This is a genomic window from Exiguobacterium sp. s124, assembly GCF_018617485.1.
Taxonomy (GTDB): Bacteria; Bacillota; Bacilli; order Exiguobacteriales; family Exiguobacteriaceae; genus Exiguobacterium; species Exiguobacterium aestuarii.
Genome location: NZ_JACSKH010000001.1, coordinates 824925 through 847006, shown reverse-complemented (window position 1 = coordinate 847006; position 22082 = coordinate 824925). Strand labels below are relative to the sequence as shown.

Annotated in this window: 20 protein-coding genes and 1 other annotated feature; of the genes, 8 read left to right on the top strand and 12 right to left on the bottom strand. The window is 46.9% G+C overall.

What is annotated here, in order from left to right; genetic code table 11:
* Positions 1-18 precede the first annotated feature (18 nt).
* Complete coding sequence (locus KNO85_RS04445; RefSeq protein ID WP_214787279.1) at positions 19-912, bottom strand: class I SAM-dependent methyltransferase; 894 nt, start codon at positions 910-912, stop codon at positions 19-21.
* A gap of 96 nt (positions 913-1008) precedes the next feature.
* Entirely contained in the window at positions 1009-1497 is a 489-nt protein-coding gene (tpx, locus tag KNO85_RS04440; RefSeq protein WP_214787277.1) for a thiol peroxidase, read from the bottom strand.
* Positions 1498-1646: 149 nt separating this feature from the next.
* Here tpx and KNO85_RS04435 point away from each other — a divergent pair, with 149 nt between their 5' ends.
* Positions 1647-2465, top strand: coding sequence for an NAD kinase (locus KNO85_RS04435; RefSeq protein WP_214694006.1), 819 nt, complete (start codon positions 1647-1649; stop codon positions 2463-2465).
* 52 nt (positions 2466-2517) lie between these two features.
* Here the strand turns inward: KNO85_RS04435 and KNO85_RS04430 are convergent, their stop codons facing one another.
* Complete coding sequence (locus KNO85_RS04430) at positions 2518-4089, bottom strand: amidohydrolase (protein WP_214787275.1); 1572 nt, start codon at positions 4087-4089, stop codon at positions 2518-2520.
* A 74-nt stretch (positions 4090-4163) separates the two neighbouring features.
* A complete protein-coding gene (gene ezrA / locus KNO85_RS04425) occupies positions 4164-5894 on the bottom strand; it encodes a septation ring formation regulator EzrA (protein ID WP_214787273.1) in 1731 nt (576 codons plus the stop codon).
* Between the two features lie 246 nt (positions 5895-6140).
* On the opposite strand from ezrA, the gene KNO85_RS04420 reads away from it, so the two are divergent.
* Together KNO85_RS04420 and rpsD are read left to right on the top strand one after the other, a co-directional pair.
* Entirely contained in the window at positions 6141-6623 is a 483-nt protein-coding gene (locus tag KNO85_RS04420; RefSeq protein ID WP_214787271.1) for a GAF domain-containing protein, read from the top strand.
* 223 nt (positions 6624-6846) lie between these two features.
* On the top strand, positions 6847-7446 hold the full coding sequence (rpsD, locus tag KNO85_RS04415) for a 30S ribosomal protein S4 (protein ID WP_074033444.1): 600 nt from the start codon (positions 6847-6849) through the stop codon (positions 7444-7446).
* 34 nt (positions 7447-7480) lie between these two features.
* Here the strand turns inward: rpsD and KNO85_RS04410 are convergent, their stop codons facing one another.
* The gene (locus KNO85_RS04410; protein ID WP_214787269.1) at positions 7481-8107 is read right to left on the bottom strand and encodes a GTP pyrophosphokinase; all 627 of its coding nucleotides are present in this window, start codon (positions 8105-8107) and stop codon (positions 7481-7483) included.
* 97 nt (positions 8108-8204) lie between these two features.
* Complete coding sequence (gene tyrS / locus KNO85_RS04405; RefSeq protein WP_214787267.1) at positions 8205-9452, bottom strand: tyrosine--tRNA ligase; 1248 nt, start codon at positions 9450-9452, stop codon at positions 8205-8207.
* Between the two features lie 47 nt (positions 9453-9499).
* Positions 9500-9697 (bottom strand) — a binding site (T-box leader).
* A gap of 169 nt (positions 9698-9866) precedes the next feature.
* Here tyrS and KNO85_RS04400 point away from each other — a divergent pair.
* Positions 9867-12380, top strand: coding sequence for a transglycosylase domain-containing protein (locus KNO85_RS04400; protein WP_214787265.1), 2514 nt, complete (start codon positions 9867-9869; stop codon positions 12378-12380).
* Positions 12381-12420: 40 nt separating this feature from the next.
* On the opposite strand, the gene acsA is transcribed toward KNO85_RS04400, so the two are convergent.
* Positions 12421-14127, bottom strand: a complete 1707-nt coding sequence (acsA, locus tag KNO85_RS04395) for an acetate--CoA ligase (protein ID WP_214787262.1) — start codon at positions 14125-14127, stop codon at positions 12421-12423.
* A 155-nt stretch (positions 14128-14282) separates the two neighbouring features.
* Here acsA and KNO85_RS04390 point away from each other — a divergent pair, with 155 nt between their 5' ends.
* From KNO85_RS04390 to KNO85_RS04380, 3 genes are read left to right on the top strand one after another with little or no spacing between them, the layout of a single operon-like run.
* Positions 14283-14912, top strand: coding sequence for a GNAT family N-acetyltransferase (locus KNO85_RS04390; protein WP_214787260.1), 630 nt, complete (start codon positions 14283-14285; stop codon positions 14910-14912).
* Positions 14913-14924: 12 nt separating this feature from the next.
* Positions 14925-15557, top strand: a complete 633-nt coding sequence (locus KNO85_RS04385) for an acetoin utilization AcuB family protein (RefSeq protein WP_012726747.1) — start codon at positions 14925-14927, stop codon at positions 15555-15557.
* A complete protein-coding gene (locus tag KNO85_RS04380) occupies positions 15554-16723 on the top strand; it encodes an acetoin utilization protein AcuC (protein WP_214787259.1) in 1170 nt (389 codons plus the stop codon). The genes KNO85_RS04385 and KNO85_RS04380 overlap by 4 nt, the downstream gene beginning before the upstream one ends.
* A 50-nt stretch (positions 16724-16773) precedes the next feature.
* Here the strand turns inward: KNO85_RS04380 and ccpA are convergent, their stop codons facing one another.
* The 4 genes from ccpA to KNO85_RS04360 form a co-directional block, all read right to left on the bottom strand.
* A complete protein-coding gene (gene ccpA / locus KNO85_RS04375) occupies positions 16774-17787 on the bottom strand; it encodes a catabolite control protein A (RefSeq protein WP_074033452.1) in 1014 nt (337 codons plus the stop codon).
* Positions 17788-17914: 127 nt separating this feature from the next.
* The gene (locus tag KNO85_RS04370) at positions 17915-19006 is read right to left on the bottom strand and encodes a bifunctional 3-deoxy-7-phosphoheptulonate synthase/chorismate mutase (protein ID WP_214787258.1); all 1092 of its coding nucleotides are present in this window, start codon (positions 19004-19006) and stop codon (positions 17915-17917) included.
* A gap of 134 nt (positions 19007-19140) precedes the next feature.
* Positions 19141-19689, bottom strand: a complete 549-nt coding sequence (locus tag KNO85_RS04365) for a YtxH domain-containing protein (RefSeq protein ID WP_214787257.1) — start codon at positions 19687-19689, stop codon at positions 19141-19143.
* A gap of 25 nt (positions 19690-19714) precedes the next feature.
* Complete coding sequence (locus tag KNO85_RS04360; protein ID WP_214787256.1) at positions 19715-20227, bottom strand: DUF948 domain-containing protein; 513 nt, start codon at positions 20225-20227, stop codon at positions 19715-19717.
* 169 nt (positions 20228-20396) lie between these two features.
* Between KNO85_RS04360 and KNO85_RS04355 the strand changes: the two genes are divergently transcribed.
* Entirely contained in the window at positions 20397-21509 is a 1113-nt protein-coding gene (locus KNO85_RS04355) for an aminopeptidase (RefSeq protein WP_214787255.1), read from the top strand.
* Positions 21510-21551: 42 nt separating this feature from the next.
* Here KNO85_RS04355 and KNO85_RS04350 read toward each other — a convergent pair whose 3' ends face one another.
* The gene (locus KNO85_RS04350) at positions 21552-22004 is read right to left on the bottom strand and encodes a Dps family protein (RefSeq protein ID WP_214787254.1); all 453 of its coding nucleotides are present in this window, start codon (positions 22002-22004) and stop codon (positions 21552-21554) included.
* Between the last annotated feature and the right edge of the window lie 78 nt (positions 22005-22082).

Genomic DNA, 22082 nt, shown 5'->3' with positions numbered 1-22082 from the left:
TTTCAAGTATTTTGTCTATTATTTTTGCGTTGTTTTGAACCAATCATCAATCTGTTTCACTACATTGGCAACCGCTCGGACATCCGTGAATGACGGAAGCTCAACGAATAAGGCTTGTTTCGGACGTGTGACGCCCTCCCCTACTTTTTGAAGGAGCAACAAACTTTTCGCATAGCGCTCGTCTTTGAACATCGTCGTCGGAAGTTGGATTACACCTTTGACAACCGCTTCACGGTCCATCCACTGTTTTAATTTCCCTTCGTCATCCTGTTCAAACAAATTGTTCGGAATGACGAACAATCCGTGTCCACCCGGTTTCGTATGACGAATCGCCTGCTCCATCATCAAGAAATGAGAATAGGCATGTCCTTCGTCACGTTTCATATCGTACTCGGCTGCGACTTCATCGTTCGGATAGTAACCGATTGGTAAATCGGCAAGTGACAAATCGCTCGGTTCGACGAATAGCGGGGCGAGCGCGTCTTGATGGAAGTATGAAACCGGCTCTCCTAATAAGTTACTAATCGAATAGGAGAGACGAAGTAACAATTCATCGACTTCGACCGCTTGTGCAGTCGCTTCTTTCAATTGCGAGAGGACCGCATACGTCAACGTGCCCGTTCCGCTCCCAAGATCAAGAATCGTCGCGCCATCCTTGAGTAACTTCGTTGCCAAATAGCCCATGAACAAGCTGACCGCATCCGGTGTCGGTTGGTTGTTCGGTGGGAGTTGCGTCGTTTCTTCGAGCACGAGTAGACTGACGGCTTTTCGCACGTCATCCATCTTCTCATTTTCGATGTCGACATGGTCAAACACTTGCACGAGTGCCTCAATCGGTAATACATCAAGGTCGTTGACAAGTTTTTTCGCTTCTTTCTTCCAATCACGATACAGTTGTTCAAAACGTTCCATTTTCGTTCATCCTTTCCATACAAAACCGGCCCCCATAAGAGGACCGGTCGGTTCACGTACTAGTGTAAGCTATTTTAATCAATTTCGCCAAACGAATCAATTCGCTTGTTCGAACGCCTTGAGTGCTGCTTCGAAATCGACTTCATCCGTCATTTCATCCATATATTGAACGTACTGGACGACGCCGTTTGAGTCGACGACGAACACCGAACGAGCGAGAAGACGCATTTCTTCAATTAATACGCCGTACGCTTTCGCAAATGATAAATCACGGTGGTCAGAGAGTGTGACCACGTTGTCTAGACCTGAGGCTGAGCACCAGCGACGCTGTGCGAATGGCAGGTCGTTTGATACAGTCAAGACTGTTCCACCAAGTGATGATGCTTTCTCGTTGAACTCACGCGTTTGTGCGTCACATACGCCTGTATCAATAGAAGGAATGACACTGATCAATTTTTTCCCCGGATAGCTTGCTAATGTCACTTCTTCTAGAGCTGTCGTCAAAGCGCGGAAGTCAGGAGCCTGGTCCCCCACTTTTACCGGATTTCCTTGTAAAGTCACGTTGTTCCCTTTAAATGTTGGCATGAACTCATCCCCTTTGTTGTAGTTACCTTCTCATCATATCGATGAAATTGAGCCTTTGACAAACTTCCTGCTTTTGGCTCTGTTTCAGTTTTCCCTATATTGGTTGAAGGAAACACGTTATAATAAGAGGGACACCATTGACAAAGGGGATGACTCAGATGAGAAATAACGTCTATTTGTACCATCGTAACGTCAACGAATTCACTAAAGAAGTGAAGAAACTAAAAGAAATCGGGGAAAAACACGGGTTTAACATCGTCAATCAACCGGAAGATGCGAATATCATCGCTGCGGTCGGTGGAGACGGCGCCTTTTTACAGGCCGTTCGCTATACTGGTTTTCGTCAAGATGCCATTTATGTCGGATTTGGACGCGGATTGAACGAGTTTTATTGTGACTTTGACATACATAAACTCGATGAAGTCGACCGCCTCTTCTCGGACAACTCGACGCGAATCGAAGAAGGTCTAGAAGTACGCAAGTATCCACTACTCTCTGCATCGATTAACGAATCAACACCGCTTCTTTGTTTAAATGAAGCTTCCATTAAATCGAGTATCATTAAATCACTCGCCATCGAAGTCTATATTGATGACTTGCACTTCGAGACATTCCGTGGGGACGGAATGGTTGTGTCGACTCCGACCGGTTCAACTGCGTATAACAAATCGTTGAGTGGCGCGGTCGTTGACCCGCTCATTCCATGTATGCAAGTCAGTGAAATCGCTTCGGTCAACAATAACCGTTACCGTACACTCGGCTCTTCCTTTATCGTCCACGAATCGCGGAAGTTATCGCTTCGCATCGTTGAAGACGGAAACGATTACCCGATCATCGGTATGGATAACGAAGCGCTCAGTTTGAAGTACACGGACCGAATCGACATCGAACTCTCTGACAAAGTCATTAAGACTGTCAAGCTACGCACGAACTCGTTCTGGCATAAAGTACAACGTTCATTCTTCTAATACACAAGAGGAGCCGGTTGACCCTAGTTGGATCAATCGGCTCCTCTTTAGTTTACGATGTGACGACTTCTGCCTCATATACCGGCTTTCCTTCGACGACCGTCATGGCTAGACGATTATGAAGGATGTCTTCTCCCTGTAATGTGAAGAAATCTTCGTCCCACACCGTGAAGTTCGCGTTGTAACTTTGAATCAATAACCCGTTTCTCCCGTGAGTGCCCGTCGCGACATGTGGCGAATACGTAAAGCTCCGAAGCGCCTCATACATGGACAGGCGTTCGCTTGGGTTTAACGTGCTCGATCCTTTAAATGACTGTCTTGCCACTGCACCGAACAATCCTTTTCGAACATCGACGGATGAAATCGGAGCATCACTTCCTCCTAATAGGAGTGCCCCCGTATCGAGGAGTGATTTGAACCGATACACGTCGTGAACGCGCTCATTCCCTAGTCGTTCAAACAACATGTCCAAGTCGTCTGAAAGGAAGACCGGTTGCGCGTCAATCAGGACAGGCAATGACTTGATGCGTTTGATCAACGAATCGTTCAACAAGGAAGCGTGAATAATTCGGTCGCGTGTCCCTTTTTTAGCAGGGTACTTCTCGAGTAGGCTGACAAACTGTTCAACGGCTGCATCCCCAATGACGTGGGCGGCGACATTCATCCCGTATGTTCGCGCCTTTTTCACGAGCGCCTCTAGATGATCCGGTCGGTGGACTTCGATTCCACGCTGTCCCCGGTCGTCTGCGTATGGAGCGGACAAGAGGGCGGTGCGACCACCAAATGAACCATCCACGAACAACTTCATCGCCCCAAAATCAAACCGTTTTCGCTTTGTCATCGCGTCATGTTGAATCACACGGTCTACGACTTGCTCATGAACGAGAAGGTGCGCTTGGAATGGCATTTCCCCCAGCACGTCCTCATACGCTTGAATCGTTTCAAGTGGGTCTCCATGATAGAACAAGTCTTCGGTATGGGCTCCGACGATACCGTGCGCGAACAACGAGTCGATCGCCCGTCGCAGCGAGGCCGCATTTTTCTTTCGGTTTCCACTCAACTCTTTATATAAGAGGTCGAGCGCAGCATCATATAAGACACCATTCAACTTCCCTTCGTCGTCCCGACCGAGCTTCCCACCTTCGATGACCGTGTGATGGATCAAGCCAAGTCGCTCAAGACCTTTCGAGTTTACCACTGCCACATGTCGGCACACACGCTTCAATACGACAGGACGATCCGAAATGACTTCGTCAATCATGTCACGCGTCGGCATTTCACCAAGTAACCGATCATCAAAGCCTTCTGCCACCACCCAGTCGTCATCCGACCCTTGTTGTTTCATCGTCTCAAGTAATTCTCGAAGGTTGGTCGCCTCGCTTGCATCGACACGATCTAACGCTTCTCCGTAACCGACGAGGTGAATGTGTGAGTCTGTGAAGGCAGGATAGACACTCTTTCCTTCTAAGTTCACAATCTCCTCAATTCGACCGGCGTATGTACGACGGAGATGTCCTTCTTCCCCCATTTTTAATATACGACCATGTTCTACAAACATGGCACGCATCATCTCACCCGGTTTATTCAACGTATAGATGTTTCCATTAACCCATAACGTACCCATCTGACGATTCCTCCTTGATTGAAAAAAGATTGACGTCTACGTTTTTCCCGTTTCCGTCAATCTTCATGCATTGTTTATTTTTTTAGCAACTCTTGCTGTTCCAATCCTTGATCGACACGGCGACGAATCTCGTGCGCACCTTCCTCTTCGAATCGACCAAGCACACGCTCACCGATTTCAACGGCAGTTCCGTACTCACCATGCAAAAACTTGTTTTCTGCAAGTGTCAAAGCGATGTGTACTTCGTTGTCACGACGACGGAATCGGTTGGCGTATTGTAACAACTGTTCAGCATACGTCACTTGACGAATGAGCGCATGGACACGGTCGCGGAAATGATCCATCATTTCTTCCACATCATGACTGAGCCCTACGATATACGTCATATTGAATGGCGCTTTATCGAACTGTTCATCTAACGACTGGACACCTTTTTGAAGTTGGCGTAAGTCGTTGGATAAGTCATTCGGGACGACAGGCATCGCACTTTTCGCCAAGAGGCGTCGATGCGCTGACAATTCTTTCTTCCATGTTTCGAGCTTATGTCGTACTTCGAGTTCTTCTTTTCGTAACGAATTCGTATCCTCGATGAATCGTTCGTGCATGGCATTGAATTGATCGAGCGAACGTTTCGCTTCTTGGACTTTCGATTTAATCATGCTGAACGGTAACATTTGGGCGACGAGCGCTTGTTCGATATCAAGTACGTTCGCAGTGAGTGTCGTCCGCTCGCGCTCGAGCTGTTCAAACTCTTCACCGACGCGAGCGTTAATCTCATAGTTACTGACGAGTCGAGACATTTCCGATTGCAGGCTGTTCATGACTTCAGCAGACTGACGCTCACGCTCCTGAATCGTTGCAAATTCTTTTTTCACGTATTGGCGCGCATCGACTTCCGTTCGGAACGCTTCAAACAGCTGGTCGATATCGGAACTCAACTGTTGCATATCCTCTTCAAAGTGATCAAATTCCAATCGTTCGATTCGAGCCATCAGTTCCTCACGACGCTCTTCCGCTTGATCGATTTCATCCATCAACCCGAGCGGTTCGAGCGCGTACCCGTCCATTTGCATTTCCTTATGTCCAGACCGTAACTGTTGAAGTTGTTGTTTTAACTCCACTTGTACCGTACGTACGAATTGTGGAATGATTCGAATCAATTCACGAATGTGACCGACTTGATCTGACAAGGATTGTCCAGTCTCAAACGCTTCAGATACTTGACCGATTTGTTTCAAGTTGATCATTTCACTGCGTTTCGCCTCGGCGGCGGCAATTTCTTGTTCAACAAGCGTATATGTCGGTCCGAACGCATGATTTTGTGAATTCAATGTCTTGCGGAACTGATACAATTCCTTTTCGTCTTGCTTCACAATGTCCATAAGCGAAGTGTGGTGTGTCGTGAATTCATCCATCTCATCGAGCATGGCGTGTACCATCGTCTCGAGTTCTTCGATGAGTTGCTCTGTCGCATTCAAGTCTGCCTTCACTTTCATAAAGCGATATTTATCCAAGTCTTCCTCGGCCCGGTATAACGCTTCATCGATTTGACCTGCATGCACACTGACCAATTCATCCCAAGATTGATGCCAACGATCAAACTTTTCTTTCGTTTCCCCTTCCATTGGCCACTGCTTGAACTTTTGAAGTTCAACCGGTATGCTCGCGCTGAGCACACTTTGTTTCCTCATATCCAAGTCATCGATTTTTTGGTAAAAATTCCTTCGAATGAGCATACTCCCCAACATACCGCCTAATACGACGACGATGATTCCAATGATTAATCCATAAATTCCGTAATCCATCTTTGTCACAACCTCCAAGCCGCTTTCGTGGACTTATGTACCTTTTATGTACCTTATATAAAAAAGAAGTATTTTATAAGAATAGATATACCTAATCATATTATAGAACCAGTGATTTGCATAGGTTTTCCAATGGTTTCAGTGGAGATTGTTCATTTTTTCGGAACTTTCAGGCAAGACAAATCCGAAATTTGCGTGTACCATAATGCTAAATTCAAAAAACAAGAAAGATGGAGGGGATTCAGCATGTTCCAAACGACATCCTATTCTGGCGATTTAGCGGCCGGTTATGAACTCTTAAATAAACAACTCGCTGCCTTATTAGAAGGCGAAACAAATACGGTTGCCAACCTTGCCAACGCTAGTGCTTTATTGAATCAATTTTTAGACCAAATCAACTGGGTCGGCTTTTATGTAACAAACTCTGAGGATAGCTTGATTCTCGGTCCTTTCCAAGGTCTTCCAGCTTGTGTGCATATCGCATTCGGAAAAGGCGTGTGCGGAACAGCCGCGGCTACACAAGAAACGCAACTCGTCGCTGACGTCCATCAATTCCCGGGACACATCGCTTGTGATGCGGCTTCGAACTCTGAAATTGTAGTCCCGCTTGTACGCGATGGGAAAACAATCGGCGTCCTCGATATCGACAGTCCAGAATTTGATCGTTTCTCTGAAATCGACCGTGAAGGCCTCGAGCGTTTTTGTGAGACGTTACTTCGCTTTATTTGATTGACAAGCGATTACTTTCATCGTATACTCATCTTTGTGCATGAAATGACGATAGCAGTCATTGACAAACGTATCCACCTTTCGGGCCTCGACTTTTGTCGGAGGGGCATCTCGTAGCTTCGCTATCAAGTGAAGGTGCTTGCACCTTGAAAGGGGCGTTACTCGTCTTTGACACCGTTGTTCTTTTGTGCAAAATACATGAACAACAAGGAGGAGTCCAATCATGGCTCGTTACACAGGTCCAGCTTGGAAACTCTCGCGTCGCTTAGGCATCTCGCTTAGCGAAACGGGTAAAGAATTAGTAAAACGTCCTTACGCACCAGGTCAACATGGAAATGGTCGTAAGAAAATCTCAGAATACGGTCTTCAGCTTCAAGCGAAGCAAGCACTTCGTCACATGTACGGAGTGAACGAGAAGCAATTCCGCCGCATCTTCAACGATGCTGGTAAAATGCCAGGCATCCACGGTGAGAACTTCATGTTCTTGCTCGAATCACGCCTTGACAACCTCGTTTACCGTTTCGGTCTCGCTCGCACACGTCGTGGAGCACGCCAACTCGTCAACCACGGTCACATCACAGTTGACGGATCACGCGTAGACATCGCGTCTTACCGCGTAAAACCAGGTCAAGTTATCGCAGTTCGCGAAAAGTCGAAAAACGTTAAAGCAATCGCTGAAGCTCTTGAAGTAGCACCAGCTACAAAAGACTTCGTATCGTTTGACGCTGAGAAACTCGAAGGTACATTCGTACGTCTCCCAGAACGCGCTGAACTCAACGACCAAATCAAAGAGCAATTGATCGTCGAGTACTACTCACGTTAATGCTTTTAATCCCCTTCTTCCGAAGGGGATTTTTTTATTTCTTTAATATCTCATGTCGAATGCGTCCCATCTGTGTATCGAGGGCATCTGCCATAAGTGCTGCCTCTATTAACTCTTCTTTAGATGATTCCGGTACGTCATGCTGGTATTTATATTGAAGCTTATGTTCCGTCGCTGCCCAAAAATCCATGGCGAGCGTGCGTATTTGAATCTCAGCTGGTACCCAGATGATTCGTTCCGCCAAATAGACTTTCGTCTTCACAATCAGATGTAAACTCCGATACCCGCTCGGCTTCGGATGTTCGATATAATCTTTGACTTCGATGATGTCTAAATCATCTCGCGCCTCTAAATGTCTCAAAATCTCATAAATATCATCACGGAAGCTCGTGACAATTCGGATTCCTGCCACATCGTGTACATGTTCCCAAAGTGCAGAAACCTCTAAAGGTAAATCTTTTCGCTTCATTTTGCGCACGATGGACGGTAACGTCTTCATTCTCGTCTTCACGTGTTCAATCGGTGAATAACCGAGCCTCGTCTGCCAATCCAAGTCGATGATTCCAAGGTCGCTCTCGAGCTCCGTGATTGCCATTTCGTAATAGCGGAAGTGCTCGCGCCATTGCTGGAATTGATCGCCGAAAAATTCTTCGATTTCCATCTTTAGCCCTCCTCTTTCTCCATTTTATCAAATTCAGCCTGCTCGGCATGCATCAAAAAACGTCCATTCCTCAACAAATGAGGAACGGACGTAGTCATCATACGTGACGAATCACAAAGTATTTCTTCTTACCGCGACGAATGATTGTAAATTCACCGAGCGTGTCTTCGCGTGTCACGACTTTATCGAGCGCTTGTTCACGTTCACCGTTCAAGTAAATCGCTCCGTTCGTCACGTCTTCACGTGCTTGACGTTTCGATGGTGAGATTTTCGCTTCGACGAGGAGGTCGACAATATTGCGCTCTCCGTCGAGTTCGAATTGTGGCATTCCTTTAAATGCGTCTTCCATGTCTTCTGGTTTAAGCGAAGTCAAATCTCCGCTAAAGAACGCTTTCGTGATGCGTTCCGCTTGCTCAAGTCCCGCTTCTCCGTGGACGAGTTTCGTCATTTCTTCTGCAAGACGGCGCTGTGCCACGCGTTTCTCAGGCGCTTCTGCCACTTCAGCCGCTAGCGCTTCAATCTCTTCATGCGACATGAACGTGAAGTATTTGATGAACTTGATGACATCCGCATCGTCGACGTTGATCCAAAACTGGTAGAACTCGTATGGTGACGTCTTGTCAGCGTCTAACCAAACCGCACCGCCAGCCGTCTTCCCGAACTTTTGTCCGTCCGACTTTGTGACAAGCGGAACCGTAAGACCGAACGCTTTTTCTGAATGACCAAAACGACGAATCAATTCAAGACCTGCCGTAATGTTCCCCCATTGGTCACTTCCGCCGACTTGAAGACGGCATTTCTCTGTCTCGTATAATTTCAGGAAGTCGTAAGATTGAAGCAACATGTATGAGAATTCTGTGTAAGAAATCCCGTTCTCCATACGCGAGTCGACCGAATCTTTCGCAAGCATGTAACTGATCGGGAAGTGCTTTCCGATATCGCGGAGGAAGTCGATGATTGACATCTCTTCTGTCCATTCGTAGTTGTTGCGAATCGTGATTGGGTTTTCCCCTTCAAGTGGAAGGAATCGGCTCAACTGATCCTTGATGCGATCTGAGAAAAGTTTGACCGTATCCAATGTGTTCAATGAACGTTCATCCGAACGACCAGACGGGTCTCCAATCATACCCGTCGCCCCTCCGACGAGCGCGATGACCTGATGGCCTGCTTGCTGGAAACGTTTTAGCGTCAAAATCGGGAGCAAGTGCCCGATATGAAGCGAGTCTGCCGTTGGGTCAAAACCCGTGTACAACGTCGTTGGTTGTTTCAGTTGTTCTTTTAAACCTTCTTCATCTGTCATTTGGTTGACAAGCCCTCGAAACTCTAAATCTTTTAATAGTTCCATCTGTTCCACTCCTTCAATTGACATAAAAAAACGTCCCTTCTCATATGAGAAGGGACGGAGATTCCGCGGTACCACCCTACTTGTCGCAATTTGCGACCGCTTGAGCGAGAGATAACGGTCTCGAACCGGCCCGGAGGCACGCTCTGAAAGTGTAATTCATCGTTTGGCATTGGCTAGTTCTCAGCAACCACTAGCTTTCTGGACAAGAGGCCCACCGACTACTTCGCTTTCTTCACTGCGTCATGTTATCGTTGACTATGCTATTCATTTTATAAGCATCGTTTTCAACTTGTCAACTCCCATATCGAAACTTGCACGATACATCCCTTTCACGATAAGGTGTAGATTGAAATTGTGCTATAATCGAATATATTACTGTCTAAAATAGTTTTACACCATATTAAGGAGGCTGTCATGCTGCAGAAGATTCAAGACTTATGGAATAATCCGACGTCCATGAAAACACGTCGTTATGCCAATGTGATTTATGATGTGTCGTGGAACGTCTTACTCCTCACCATCATTTCTGTTGTACTAATCGGATTTTTAGGTGCCGGAATCGGTGTCGGATATTTCGCATCCCTTGTTAAAGATATGCCGACCCCTGCCTATAAAACGATGACGTCACAAATTAATACGTATACGTCGACGTCGAATATATATTTTGGGAGCGGAGAACGAATCGGGAACTACACGACCGATGAAGTCCGAGTTCCAATCCCAATGGAAAAAGTATCACCGTTCGTTGTCGACGCACTTCTCGCGACAGAGGATGTCGAGTTCTATGAACACGACGGAGTCGTGCCAAAAGCAACACTACGCGCGATCTTACAAGAAGCGACAGGGTCAGAGGATCGTACTGGTGGTTCGACCTTGACGCAACAATTGATCAAAAACCAAATGCTGACGAACGAGGTATCGTTCGAACGGAAAGCAAAAGAAATTTTACTTGCCCTCCGCCTTGAAAAAGCGATGGATAAAGATGAAATTTTAAATGCCTACTTGAACGTCGTCTCATTCGGTCGTAACTCGATGGGACGCAACATTTCAGGAATCGAAGCCGCTGCGAACGGTGTCTTCAACACTTCTGCTGAGAAATTGACGCTTCCACAAGCAGCATTTTTAGCAGGTATTCCAAAAAACCCGTTCTTCTATACGCCTTACTATCAAGGTGGAGTCATTAAAGAAGATGTGTCAGGTGCGGTCAACCGAATGAAGACCGTCTTGAACCGGATGTACGTCGCTGGGAAAATTACGCAAGAAGAGTATGACGCAGCGTATAACTACGACATTACGCAAGACTTCATGAAGACGCAGTCGAAGCCACGGGATAAGTATCCGTATGTCGTGCAGTGGGCGGAAGAAGAATCTCTTTCTATTGTAAGGGACTATTTATTGGAACAAGATAAAGTCGACATTAATGAATTAAGTACGGATGATCGGAATGAAGTACTTAGTACGTATGCTCGTCGTGCGCACAACGCCCTACGTCAAGGCGGCTACAACATCAATTTGACGCTAGATAAAGGTATTTATGAAGCTATGCAAAAACCCGCTAAAAATGATGGGAACTTTGGTCCAAACAATGTGAAGGACCCTGAAAAAGGACCCGAACAAACAGCTGCTATTATGCTCGAAAACAAAACTGGTAAAATCCTCGGTTTTGTCGGTGGCCGTTATGTAAATGGAAAAGCAGATGACTTCAACCGCGCGTATAAGATGGAGCGACAGATCGGGTCGACTGCTAAATCCATTTTGGTATATCCGAATGCCATTGAAAAAGGTCTTGTAACTCCTGAGACTGTCGTTATTGATGAAGAATATAAATATAAAAATGGTGCGAATCCTAATACAAAAGTTATTCAGAACTATTATGACAATCCACCGTATCGCGGTCCAATGACTGTAAGGGAAGCTCTAAAAATATCGAGTAACGTTCCAGCTGTTAAGATCTACGAAGAAGATGGATCATTTATCCGAAACACCGAAAAACTCATTCAAATGGGAATTGATGTTCCAGACGAAGTCAGAAGCGCCCCATCTATGGCATTAGGCGTCAACTCTGTAAAACTTCGCGATCTTGCATCCGCTTATGCCATGCTTGCAAACATGGGTGAACATGTTGACCCTTACATTGTTGATAGCATCGAATATAACGGAGAAGTCATTTACAAACACAAAGCGAAGAAGACACGTATTTATGAAGAACGCACAGCATATCTCGTTGTAGATATGCTCCGTGATGTGTATACATCCGGTACTGCAACATATGCAAAATCGTTCCTAAAAGCCCCTGGCGACTGGATAGGGAAAACTGGTACCACTCAAAAGTTTAGGGACTCGTATCTTGTTGGTTCAACCCCAGGTGTTACGTTAGCCGTTTGGACAGGGTATGACGTTGAGCATGAATTATTCGTTGGTGGTGGATATGGAAGTTACTATCAACGGACTCAGGGTATGTGGGCACAACTAGCTAACAATGCATATAGCTCGAACCCAGATGTATTTAAATCAAGCACTCGCTTCAAACAACCTTCAAGCGTTACAGCGAAAGACTTCAAAGACTCAGGTTCATTCTCTGAGAAGAAGAAAGTAGAAGAGAAAGAAAAAGAAGAGGAAGAGAAGAAGAAGGAAGAAGAAGAGAAGAAACGAGAGGCGGAGGAAGCGAAGGAAGAGGCTGAAGAGAAGAAACAAGAAGCCGCTGCCGATGCTGCCGCTAAGAAAAAGGCTGAGGAAGAGGCGAAGAAGAAAGCTGAAGCCGAAACTGCCGCTAAGAAAAAGGCCGAGGAAGAAGCGAAGAAGAAAGCTGAAGCCGAAGCTGCCGCTAAGAAAAAGGCCGAGGAAGAAGCGAAGAAGAAAGCTGAAGAAGAAGCTCAACAAGAAGCCGATCAACCAGCTGAAGATAACGCCGATTCGGACGGTGCATAAACAAAAGGTCGACACATCGCGTGTCGACCTTTTTCATATCTCAATCTTCCATCGTCGAGAGGTCACCTGTCTCGAGGTTCAACTCCCAAGCTTTCAAGACACGACGCATGATCTTACCACTTCGTGTTTTTGGAAGCTTGTCTTTGAATTCGATTTCACGTGGTGCCGCATGCGCAGCTAATCCTTCTTTGACGAATTGCTGAATTTCTTGTTTCAATTCATCCGATGGCTCATAGCCTTTCCGAAGCGCGATGAACGCTTTGATGATTTCGCCTCGGATCGGATCCGGTTTCCCGATAACACCCGCCTCAGCGACAGCCGGATGTTCCACGAGTCGACTTTCTACTTCAAATGGTCCGACGCGTTCTCCAGCCGTCATGATGACGTCATCCACGCGTCCTTGGAACCAGAAGTATCCGTCTTCATCCATGTAAGCCGAGTCGCCAGATACGTACCAATCTCCCCAGAAATAGCTCTCATACTTCGCATCATTCTTCCAAATCTTCCGCATCATCGATGGCCAAGGCGTTTTGAGTGCCAAGTTCCCCATTCGGTGCGGTGGAAGTGGTTGACCACGGTCGTCTAAAATGGCAGCTTCGCATCCTGGGATCGGTTTCCCCATTGAACCAGGTTTGATGTCCATCGTCGGGTAGTTACAAATCATCATCGCACCCGTTTCTGTCATCCACCAAGTATCATGGATTCGGAGGTCGAACGCCTCGTTTCCCCAACGAATGACTTCAGGATTCAACGGCTCTCCGACCGATAAAATATGACGCAATGACGACAAGTCATACTTTTCAAACGCCTCATCTCCCGCACCCATAAGCATGCGGAACGCCGTCGGTGCACTATACCAGACCGTCACACCGAATCGTTCAATGACTGAATACCAAAATTCTGGATTGAATCGTCCCCCGACGATAACGTTCGTCGCCCCGTTCAAGAACGGTGCAAAAATACCATAGCTTGTCCCTGTCACCCATCCTGGGTCAGCGGTGCACCAGTAAATATCGTCTGGCTGAAGGTCAAGCACCCATTTACCAGTCATCATATGTTGAATCATGGCGTTATGAACGTGAAGAACCCCTTTTGGCTTCCCTGTCGAACCTGATGTATAGTGTAAAATCAAACCGTCTTCTCGTTCGACCCATGTCAATTCAAGATCTGTCGTCGCATCGTTCGCCAGTTTGCGATAGTCGAGCACTTTCCCCGACTCTTCGACATCATCACCGACGAGTAAAATCGTCTCAAGGTGTGGCAACTGGTCGACCGGTACACGTGGCAACAGTTCTTTCGTCGTCACGATCACTTTTGCTTCAGAGTCGAGCAAGCGATCATGTACCGCCTGTTCCATGAACGCCTCGAACAACGGCCCTACGATCGCACCGAGCTTGATGGCCCCAAGTAAAATAAAATAAAGTTCTGGCTGACGTGGCATAAAGATAAAGACGCGGTCGCCTTTATCCACACCAATCGACTTCAGAACATTACCAGAACGATTACTCTCTTGCTTCATATCTGCATACGTGTAGCGCTCTTCCCGCTCCCCATCGAAATAGAGCAATGCCACTTTTGTCGCCAATTCACTTTCAGCATGGCGATCGATTGCTTCGTACGCCAAATTGACTTTCCCCGTCAAGTTCCAAGAAAATAAAGCTTCTGCTTGTGTCCATTCAAACGACTGACAAGCCTCTTCATACGACGCTAATTGATGTTCCCCTGTTAACGCTTTCAATTTTTCCATCGCTAAAGATTCGCCTCCCCTGTAAAGATTGGTATAACCACTTTCAGTATAGTGTTAAAATTATGACAAATCAATGAATTTCCAATTTCATCAAAACAGGATGATTCCTACTTGATGAAAGCGCTATAATAAGAGGTGGAAAAGGTGGTGACCCTATGGAAAAACAATATCATTCAAAAGTGTGGCAGACCTCACAAGGTGACGTCACGATTGACGGTCCGGTGGCACCTGACGTGTTGCGGACGTATCGTCTCGATGAAGGATTGACAGCTTTTCGTGAACCGGAAGATCAGCACGAGGCACTCGTCGATATTGCTGGGTTAAAAGAAGGAAGAATCATCGTCGCCAGGCAAGACGACCTCGTGATTGGATACGTGACGTTCCTCTACCCCGACCCTTATGAGCGTTGGAGTGAAGGAAACGACCCATACATCATTGAACTCGGGGCAATCGAGGTGAGTCCTCGCTTCCGTGGTCAACGAATCGGGAAACAATTACTCGAAGTATCGATGATGGACCCACATATGGATGACTTTTTAATTTTGACGACCGAATATTATTGGCACTGGGACTTGAAGGGTAGCGGACTCTCGATTTGGGATTATCGCAAAGTCATGGAGAAGATGATGAATCACGGTGGACTTGTTTTCTTCCCGACAGACGATCCTGAAATTGCCTCTCATCCTGCCAACTGTTTAATGGCTCGCATCGGAAAAAACGTGCGCCAAGAATCAATCGACCATTTTGATTCACTTCGTCTTCGCCGACGATTTATGTACGACTAAGGAGGGGATTTCATGTTAATCGAACAGATGATGAATCGACATGTCGTGACGATTCAACCGACCAATACGATTGCCCATGCCGCAAAATTGATGCGTGAACATCGTGTCCGACATTTGATTGTGACAAATCCTGCTCGACAAGTCGTTGGGATTGTCGGGCAATTCGAGATGAGTGGCGCGACGAGCGTCTTTCATCCAGAAAGTGAAAATGCGGACTTTCAAAATCCTGTATCGAGTATCATGCGGTCCGAGGTACCGACCGCGCATCCTTTTGATTTCTTTGAAGATGCAGCTGCGTTATTTTATGAAAACCGACTAACCTGTCTCCCAATCGTCGAACAAGGGAAACTCGTCGGTGTGTTGACGGAGACCGATTTATTGCGTTATTTCGTACAATTGACCGGAGCACTCGAACCGAGTTCGCAAATCGAGATTCTCGTCGAAAATACGACCGGCACACTCGAAAAAGTGACCCGACTCCTCGCCAAAACGAACGTCAATATCATCAACGTCTTCGTTCATCCGACGAGCGATCCGTATAAACGTATCATCTCATTCCGTGTCCAGACGATGAACCCACTCCGAATCATCGAACGCTTGAAACGTGAAGGTTATGATGTACTCGGTCCGGAGATGTCGCGATGAGACCGATTTACATATTTGGCGAAGACGAGACGTCTTATCGCTTTCATGAGGATCATCCGTTCAATCCGTTACGACTGGAATTGACGACATCCCTTCTGATTGCAGCCGGAAAACTTTCCAAATCGGAATGCGTGCCCCCTCCACTCGCTTCGGTGGATGAGTTGGCACTCGTTCATGACCTTGACTACATCGAAGCGGTCCAAGCTGCGGCAGCAGGAGAACTCTCTACATTGAAAGCAAATAAGTTTGGTCTTGGCACGGAAGACACACCCATCTTCCCGAGCATTCATGAGGGAGCGGCTCGTCTTGTCGGCGGGACGATTCATGCGCTCGACCTCGTGGCGAGCGGGAAAGCGGAGCGTGCCTTTCACGTGGGAGGCGGGTTACATCATGGTATGCGACGCAAAGCATCAGGATTTTGTGTATACAACGACGCAGCTGTCGCAATTGCCCATGTCAGGAAACAATACGGGTCTCGCGTCCTTTATGTCGATACCGATGCGCATCATGGAGACGGCGTCCAGTGGCTCTTTTATGACGATGATGACGTGATGACACTATCGATTCACGAGACGGGACGTTACCTGTTCCCCGGTACCGGAATGGTGACAGAACGGGGGAACGGCAAAGGATATGGCTACAGTTGGAACGTACCGGTCGATGCGTTCACCCAAGATGATTCGTTCTTGAAATGCTATGAAACGGTTTTACGAGAGGCGTGCGAATGGTTCAAACCCGATATCATTCTGACCCAAAATGGTGCCGATGCCCATGTCTTTGATCCGCTCACCCATTTGGCGTCGTCGATTCGGACATTCGAACAAATTCCGCAGATTGCCTCACGCCTAGCCGATGAATATACAGAAGGTCGCCTCGTCGCGCTCGGTGGTGGCGGCTATGATTGGTACCGTGCCGTACCGCGCGCATGGGCACAAGTATGGGCCGGTCTGACGAGAGAGGCACCCTATGCTGGAGAAATCCCGACCAAGTGGATTGATCAATGGTCAAGTGTCGCTGGTCAACCGTTACCCACACGTTGGGACGATTCCCTTTACGCATTCGACCATATCCCAAGGCGTCAGCAAATCGAAGAGAAGAACTGGGAAGTTACGAAGCGTGCCTTCTGGCCGTTTATCTCAAATGACCGAAAATCAATTTACCTATAAAAATAAGCCTCCCCTTCCACACATGTTGTGACGGATGGGGAGGCTTTTGATTAGTCTTGGCGAAGGGAGTCACGACGTTCGATTCGGTGAGGAAGAACGACGTTTTTCTCTTCAATTTCTTCTGCGTTCAAGATTTTCGTCAAGAGACGCATCGCAACGGCTCCGATGTCGTACATCGGTTGAACGACTGTCGTCAATTTCGGACGAATCATCGTCGCGAGACGCGTATTATCGTGACCGACGACTTCAAAGTCGTTCGGAACTGAATAGCCAGCATCTTGAATCGCGTGGATGACACCGAGGGCCATCTCATCTGTCCCAGCAAAGATGGCTTTCGGGCAATCATCTCGTTGCAACATTTTTTGCATCGCTTCGAGACCTGATGCGTACGTGTAATTCCCAAGAATCATATCGTTGTCGTGGAATGGAAGACCTGCATCTTCAAGGGCACGACGATATCCCGCGAATTTCTTCTCGCCATTGATCTGTTGCTCGAGTGGTCCCGTGATAAATCCAACACGGTCATGTCCGTGGTTGATCAACATCTGTGTCGCGTCATAAGCCGCTTGTTCATAATCGATGTTGACGGCCGGGAGATCATATCCTTGGTTCAACGTCGCTGCGAGAACGATTGGAACCGGCGATTTTTTAAACTCTTCGACGAGATCCTCATGCAAACGTCCACCCATAAAGATGATGCCGTCCACTTGTTTTCCTAACAGCGTATTCAGTAAATGCACTTCTTTGTCACGACTTGAATCCGAGTTTCCAAGGATGATGTTGTATTTGTACATCGTCGCTACATCTTCAATCCCTCGCGCTAAGTCAGCGAAGAAAATGTTCGAGATATCCGGTACGATGACACCGACCGTTGTCGTTTTCTTGCTTGCTAGTCCACGCGCGACGGCGTTCGGACGATAACCGAGGCGGTCAATCGCATCTTGTACTTTCTTACGTGTCGTCGGTTTGACGTTTGGGTTTCCGTTGACGACACGAGACACGGTCGCCATTGACACCCCGGCTTCTCGTGCGACATCGTAAATCGTTACGTTATTACTATTCATAAACTACTCCTCCTACAAGTCCTGATTTTCAAAAAGTTTTCATAAAACGTCTTAAAAAAGGAAGACAGGTATCTGTCATCCATTTACCCTGTCTTCATGCGATATAAAACGTTTCCATTTGGAAAGCTTACTTTTTCACCAAATCAAGTTGGGGAAACTGGACCGTTAGTCCTTCCACAAATTGATCGAATTGATCGAAGTCCAATTGTTGTTGCGCATCCGATAATGCGATGGCAGGATTCGGATGCACCTCGACCATTACACCGTCCGCCCCGATGGCAAGCGCTGCTTTCGCAGCCGGCAACAACAAGTCACGACGACCTGTCGAATGGGTGACGTCTACCATAACAGGTAAATGCGTCTCTTGCTTCAAAATCGGCACCGCCGTGATATCTAACGTATTGCGTGTCGCACGTTCATAAGTTCGAATTCCACGTTCGCACAAGATGACTTGGCTGTTCCCACTCGCCATGATGTACTCTGCCGCATAAATGAACTCTTCGATTGTAGCGGATAATCCACGCTTCAACAAGACCGGCTTGTCTGTCTTACCGACTTCTTTCAACAAATCAAAGTTTTGCATATTCCGGGCACCGACTTGAATGATATCGACATATGGCAATGCCGACTCGACTGCACCTGGCGTCATAATTTCCGTGATGACGCGTAAATCATGACGGTCCGCTGCTGCCTTCAGCATTTTCAACCCTTCAAAACCTAACCCTTGGAAGTCATACGGAGACGTACGCGGTTTGTATGCCCCGCCTCGCATCACTTTCACACCCGACAAGGCGAGTTTCTCTGCGACCGCATTCACTTGTTCGAACGATTCGACGGCACATGGACCCGCAATAAGCTGCGGACGTCCATTCCCAATCGTCACGCCCTTCACATGGACCAACGTATCTTCCGGTTGACGTTTACGTGAAACGAGTAACGTCTTATCCCGGTCTTCGCCTTGTAGTTCAGCAGACGCTTTGAATACTTCTTTAAAAATATGTTGAAGACGTGACGTTTCGAACGGTCCTTGATTCGAAGCTGCGATGAAATCGAGCATCTCTCGTTCCCGGACCGGGTCGTATCGTTCGACGCCTTGAAGACGTTTGATTTTTCCAATTTCGACGGCAAGTGCACCACGTCGACTCAGCAAGTCGAGCATTTCATGGTTCAATTCATCCATTTCTCGACGTAATCGATTCAATTGATCTTGTGGACTCATTCGTTTCCCTCACATTCTTAAGCCGTTCTTTCCAGAAACCTAATTATATCGAACTTTGTGCACTTTGTCATAAGGAAACCTTCTACGTCACAAAATCACCAAAAAAAGGACCGAACGTATTCGGTCCTTCTGTATTACTCTTCTTTCTTAAGGTCTTTCTTCAACTCATCGAGTTCTTCTTTCGATTCATCATCGAGCATCTCATTGACAGGTGCTTCGAGTGAATCGTCTGACTCAGACTCAAGCGATGAGTCCATCGTCTCTTCTTCAGCCGCACGGTCCATCTGTTCTTTCACTTCAGATTCCGCTTCCGCGACGAGTTGATCGGCTTTCTCCATCGCCTCTTCAATCGAGAGGTCATCCTCGTCCATCTGTTGTTTCAATTCGGCCGCTTCACGCGCCTTATCTTTTACGATATTGAGGACCGGTGCCGCTTTATCGCTCGCCACTTTAATCCATTCACCGACGACTGGTTCTGCCTTCTCACGCATTTCTTTCGATTTGACAGTCAATCGTTCACGCGATGTAGATGTCTTTTCGTCTAGGTACGTTCGCACTTCACGTCCGCTTTTCGGTGATGTCAACAATGCGACAGCCGCTCCGACAATCCCTCCGAGAATGACACCCGTCAAAAATCCACTGCTTGATTGATTCTGTTCTGTTGGTTGCTTTTGGTCTGTCATGTGTTAGTTCCTCCCCAATGTATCGTTATTTGATTGTATCGTCCGTGTTAATCATGTCGGGCGATACAGGTGTTTCCTCTTTCTTTTCACGTCGTGTACGACGACGTGGACGTTCTTTCGTAGTTGATGATTCTGGTTTGTTTTTCTTGAACAATTCTACCGCGACCGATCCCCATCGAACCGCTTGAGCAATCTGTTCTTTGTTTTCATCAGCTGCCGAGTGGACAGAAGTTGAAACGGTACGGACCGATTCGGTTACCTCGTTCAGTGAAGTTCCTAGTTCATCGAGTGCATGGGCAACAGGTGCGAGCAACTCTGTCTTTTCTTCCACGTTGTCGACGAGACGGTTCGTCTTATGTAAGAGCGCCGTCACTTCCAATGTGATTCCGTCGAGCTGGCGTTCTAAGTTTTCTGTCGTATTGGCGACGCTACCGAGTGTACGGTTTACATTCGATAAGACACGTGCCAAGAAGATGACGAGTACGACAAACGCGAGGGCCGCAATCAGGCCGGCGATGCCTCCTAATGTGATCTCCATTCAATCCATTCCTCCTATTCAATCGTTTCTTGTTTCATTATAGCACCATTATGACTGAAAAGATTTGCTACAACCGTTTTCGCCATTCGGTCTGATTATTCCTTTACCCGTTTTTATGTTTTCGATTACACTAAAATAGAAATTCATAAAAATAATTAGGGGTGGTCGTGTGAGAGATCCAAGAATTACACAATTAGCAGACGGTTTAATCAATTATTCCGTCAAGTTACAACCGGGGGAAAACGTACTGATCGAGAATTTTGGTGTAGAGGAATCGCTCGTCGAGGCACTCGTCGAAAAAGCATATGAGGCAGGTGGTCATCCGTTCGTCTTACTAAAAGAAAGCCGGATTTTACGAAAATTGTACACAGGCGCAAGCCGTGAACAACTCGAACTCATGGCCGACATCGAACGGAAACAGATGCAGGCAATGGATGCGTACATCGGGTTACGTGCCGGTGATAACATCAACGAACTCTCTGACGTCCCGAGTGAGCAACAAAAACTCGTCGGAGCCACACTCGGCAAAATGCATACAGAAGACCGTGTCAAAGGGACGAAATGGGTCGTACTTCGTTACCCTTCTCCATCGATGGCACAACTCGCAGGTAAATCGACAGAAGCGTTCGAAGACTTCTACTTCAACGTATGTACACTCGACTACGGCAAAATGGACCGTGCGATGGACGCATTGGTCGAACTGATGAACAAGACGGACCGTGTCACATTGAAAGGTCCAGGCACGGACCTCTCGTTCTCAATTAAAGATATTCCGGCAATCAAGTGCTCTGGTCAAATGAACATCCCAGACGGTGAAGTGTTCACGGCACCGGTAAAAGATTCGGTCAATGGCGTGATCACGTATAACACACCATCTCCATACCAAGGGTTCACGTTCGAAAATGTGAAGTTGACGTTCAAAGACGGTAAGATCGTGGACGCGACGGCTAATGATACAGAGCGGATCAATGAAGTGTTCAACACAGATGAAGGGGCTCGTTATGTCGGTGAGTTCGCAATCGGTGTGAACCCATACATCCAGCATCCGATGAAAGATATCCTCTTCGATGAGAAAATTGACGGTAGCTTCCACTTCACGCCAGGTCAAGCGTATGATGATGCTTATAATGGCAACAACTCATCTGTCCATTGGGACCTCGTCAACATCCAACGCCCGGATTACGGCGGTGGTGAGATCTGGTTTGACGATCAACTCATCCGAAAAGACGGACGTTTCGTCATCGATTCATTGCAACCACTTAATCCAGAAAACTTGAAATAACATACAAATGGTGTGCCTTCATCAGGCGCACCATTTGTATGTTTATAATTTTGTTTTTTTGCCGAGTGCGGCAGACATCATCCAAATCTCTTTCTCGAGTCGCTCGATATGAGAGACGAACGTATCTTCAATTGCCTCATCCCCGTCTTCGAAGTTTTCCATCGCATCTTGCATTTCTTGGCGAATTTGTTTGAAGTCGTTGATGATATCTTTAATCATTTGATCCGTTTCCGCATGACGATCGCCTTCATTTAGCGTCGAGTGTTCCAAGTACTCTTTCATCGTCGCAAACGGTTCCCCGTCGTTCATGAGAAGTCTCTCTGCCACGTCATCGTAGAGTTCCGCCACTAAGTTATAGAGCTCTTCGAGTTTCTCATGATACGTAAAGAAGTGAGGACCACTAATATACCAGTGGTAATTATGAAGTTTCACAAACAATAGACCATAGTTTGCGACTTCCTTATTTAACGTATTGAGTGCACCTTGACTAGCCATTCCAAACATCTCCTTTGTCTTATTCATCGATACTACTATTACCGAGATTTTGGATCGCTAAACATAAAAAAGGAGAGA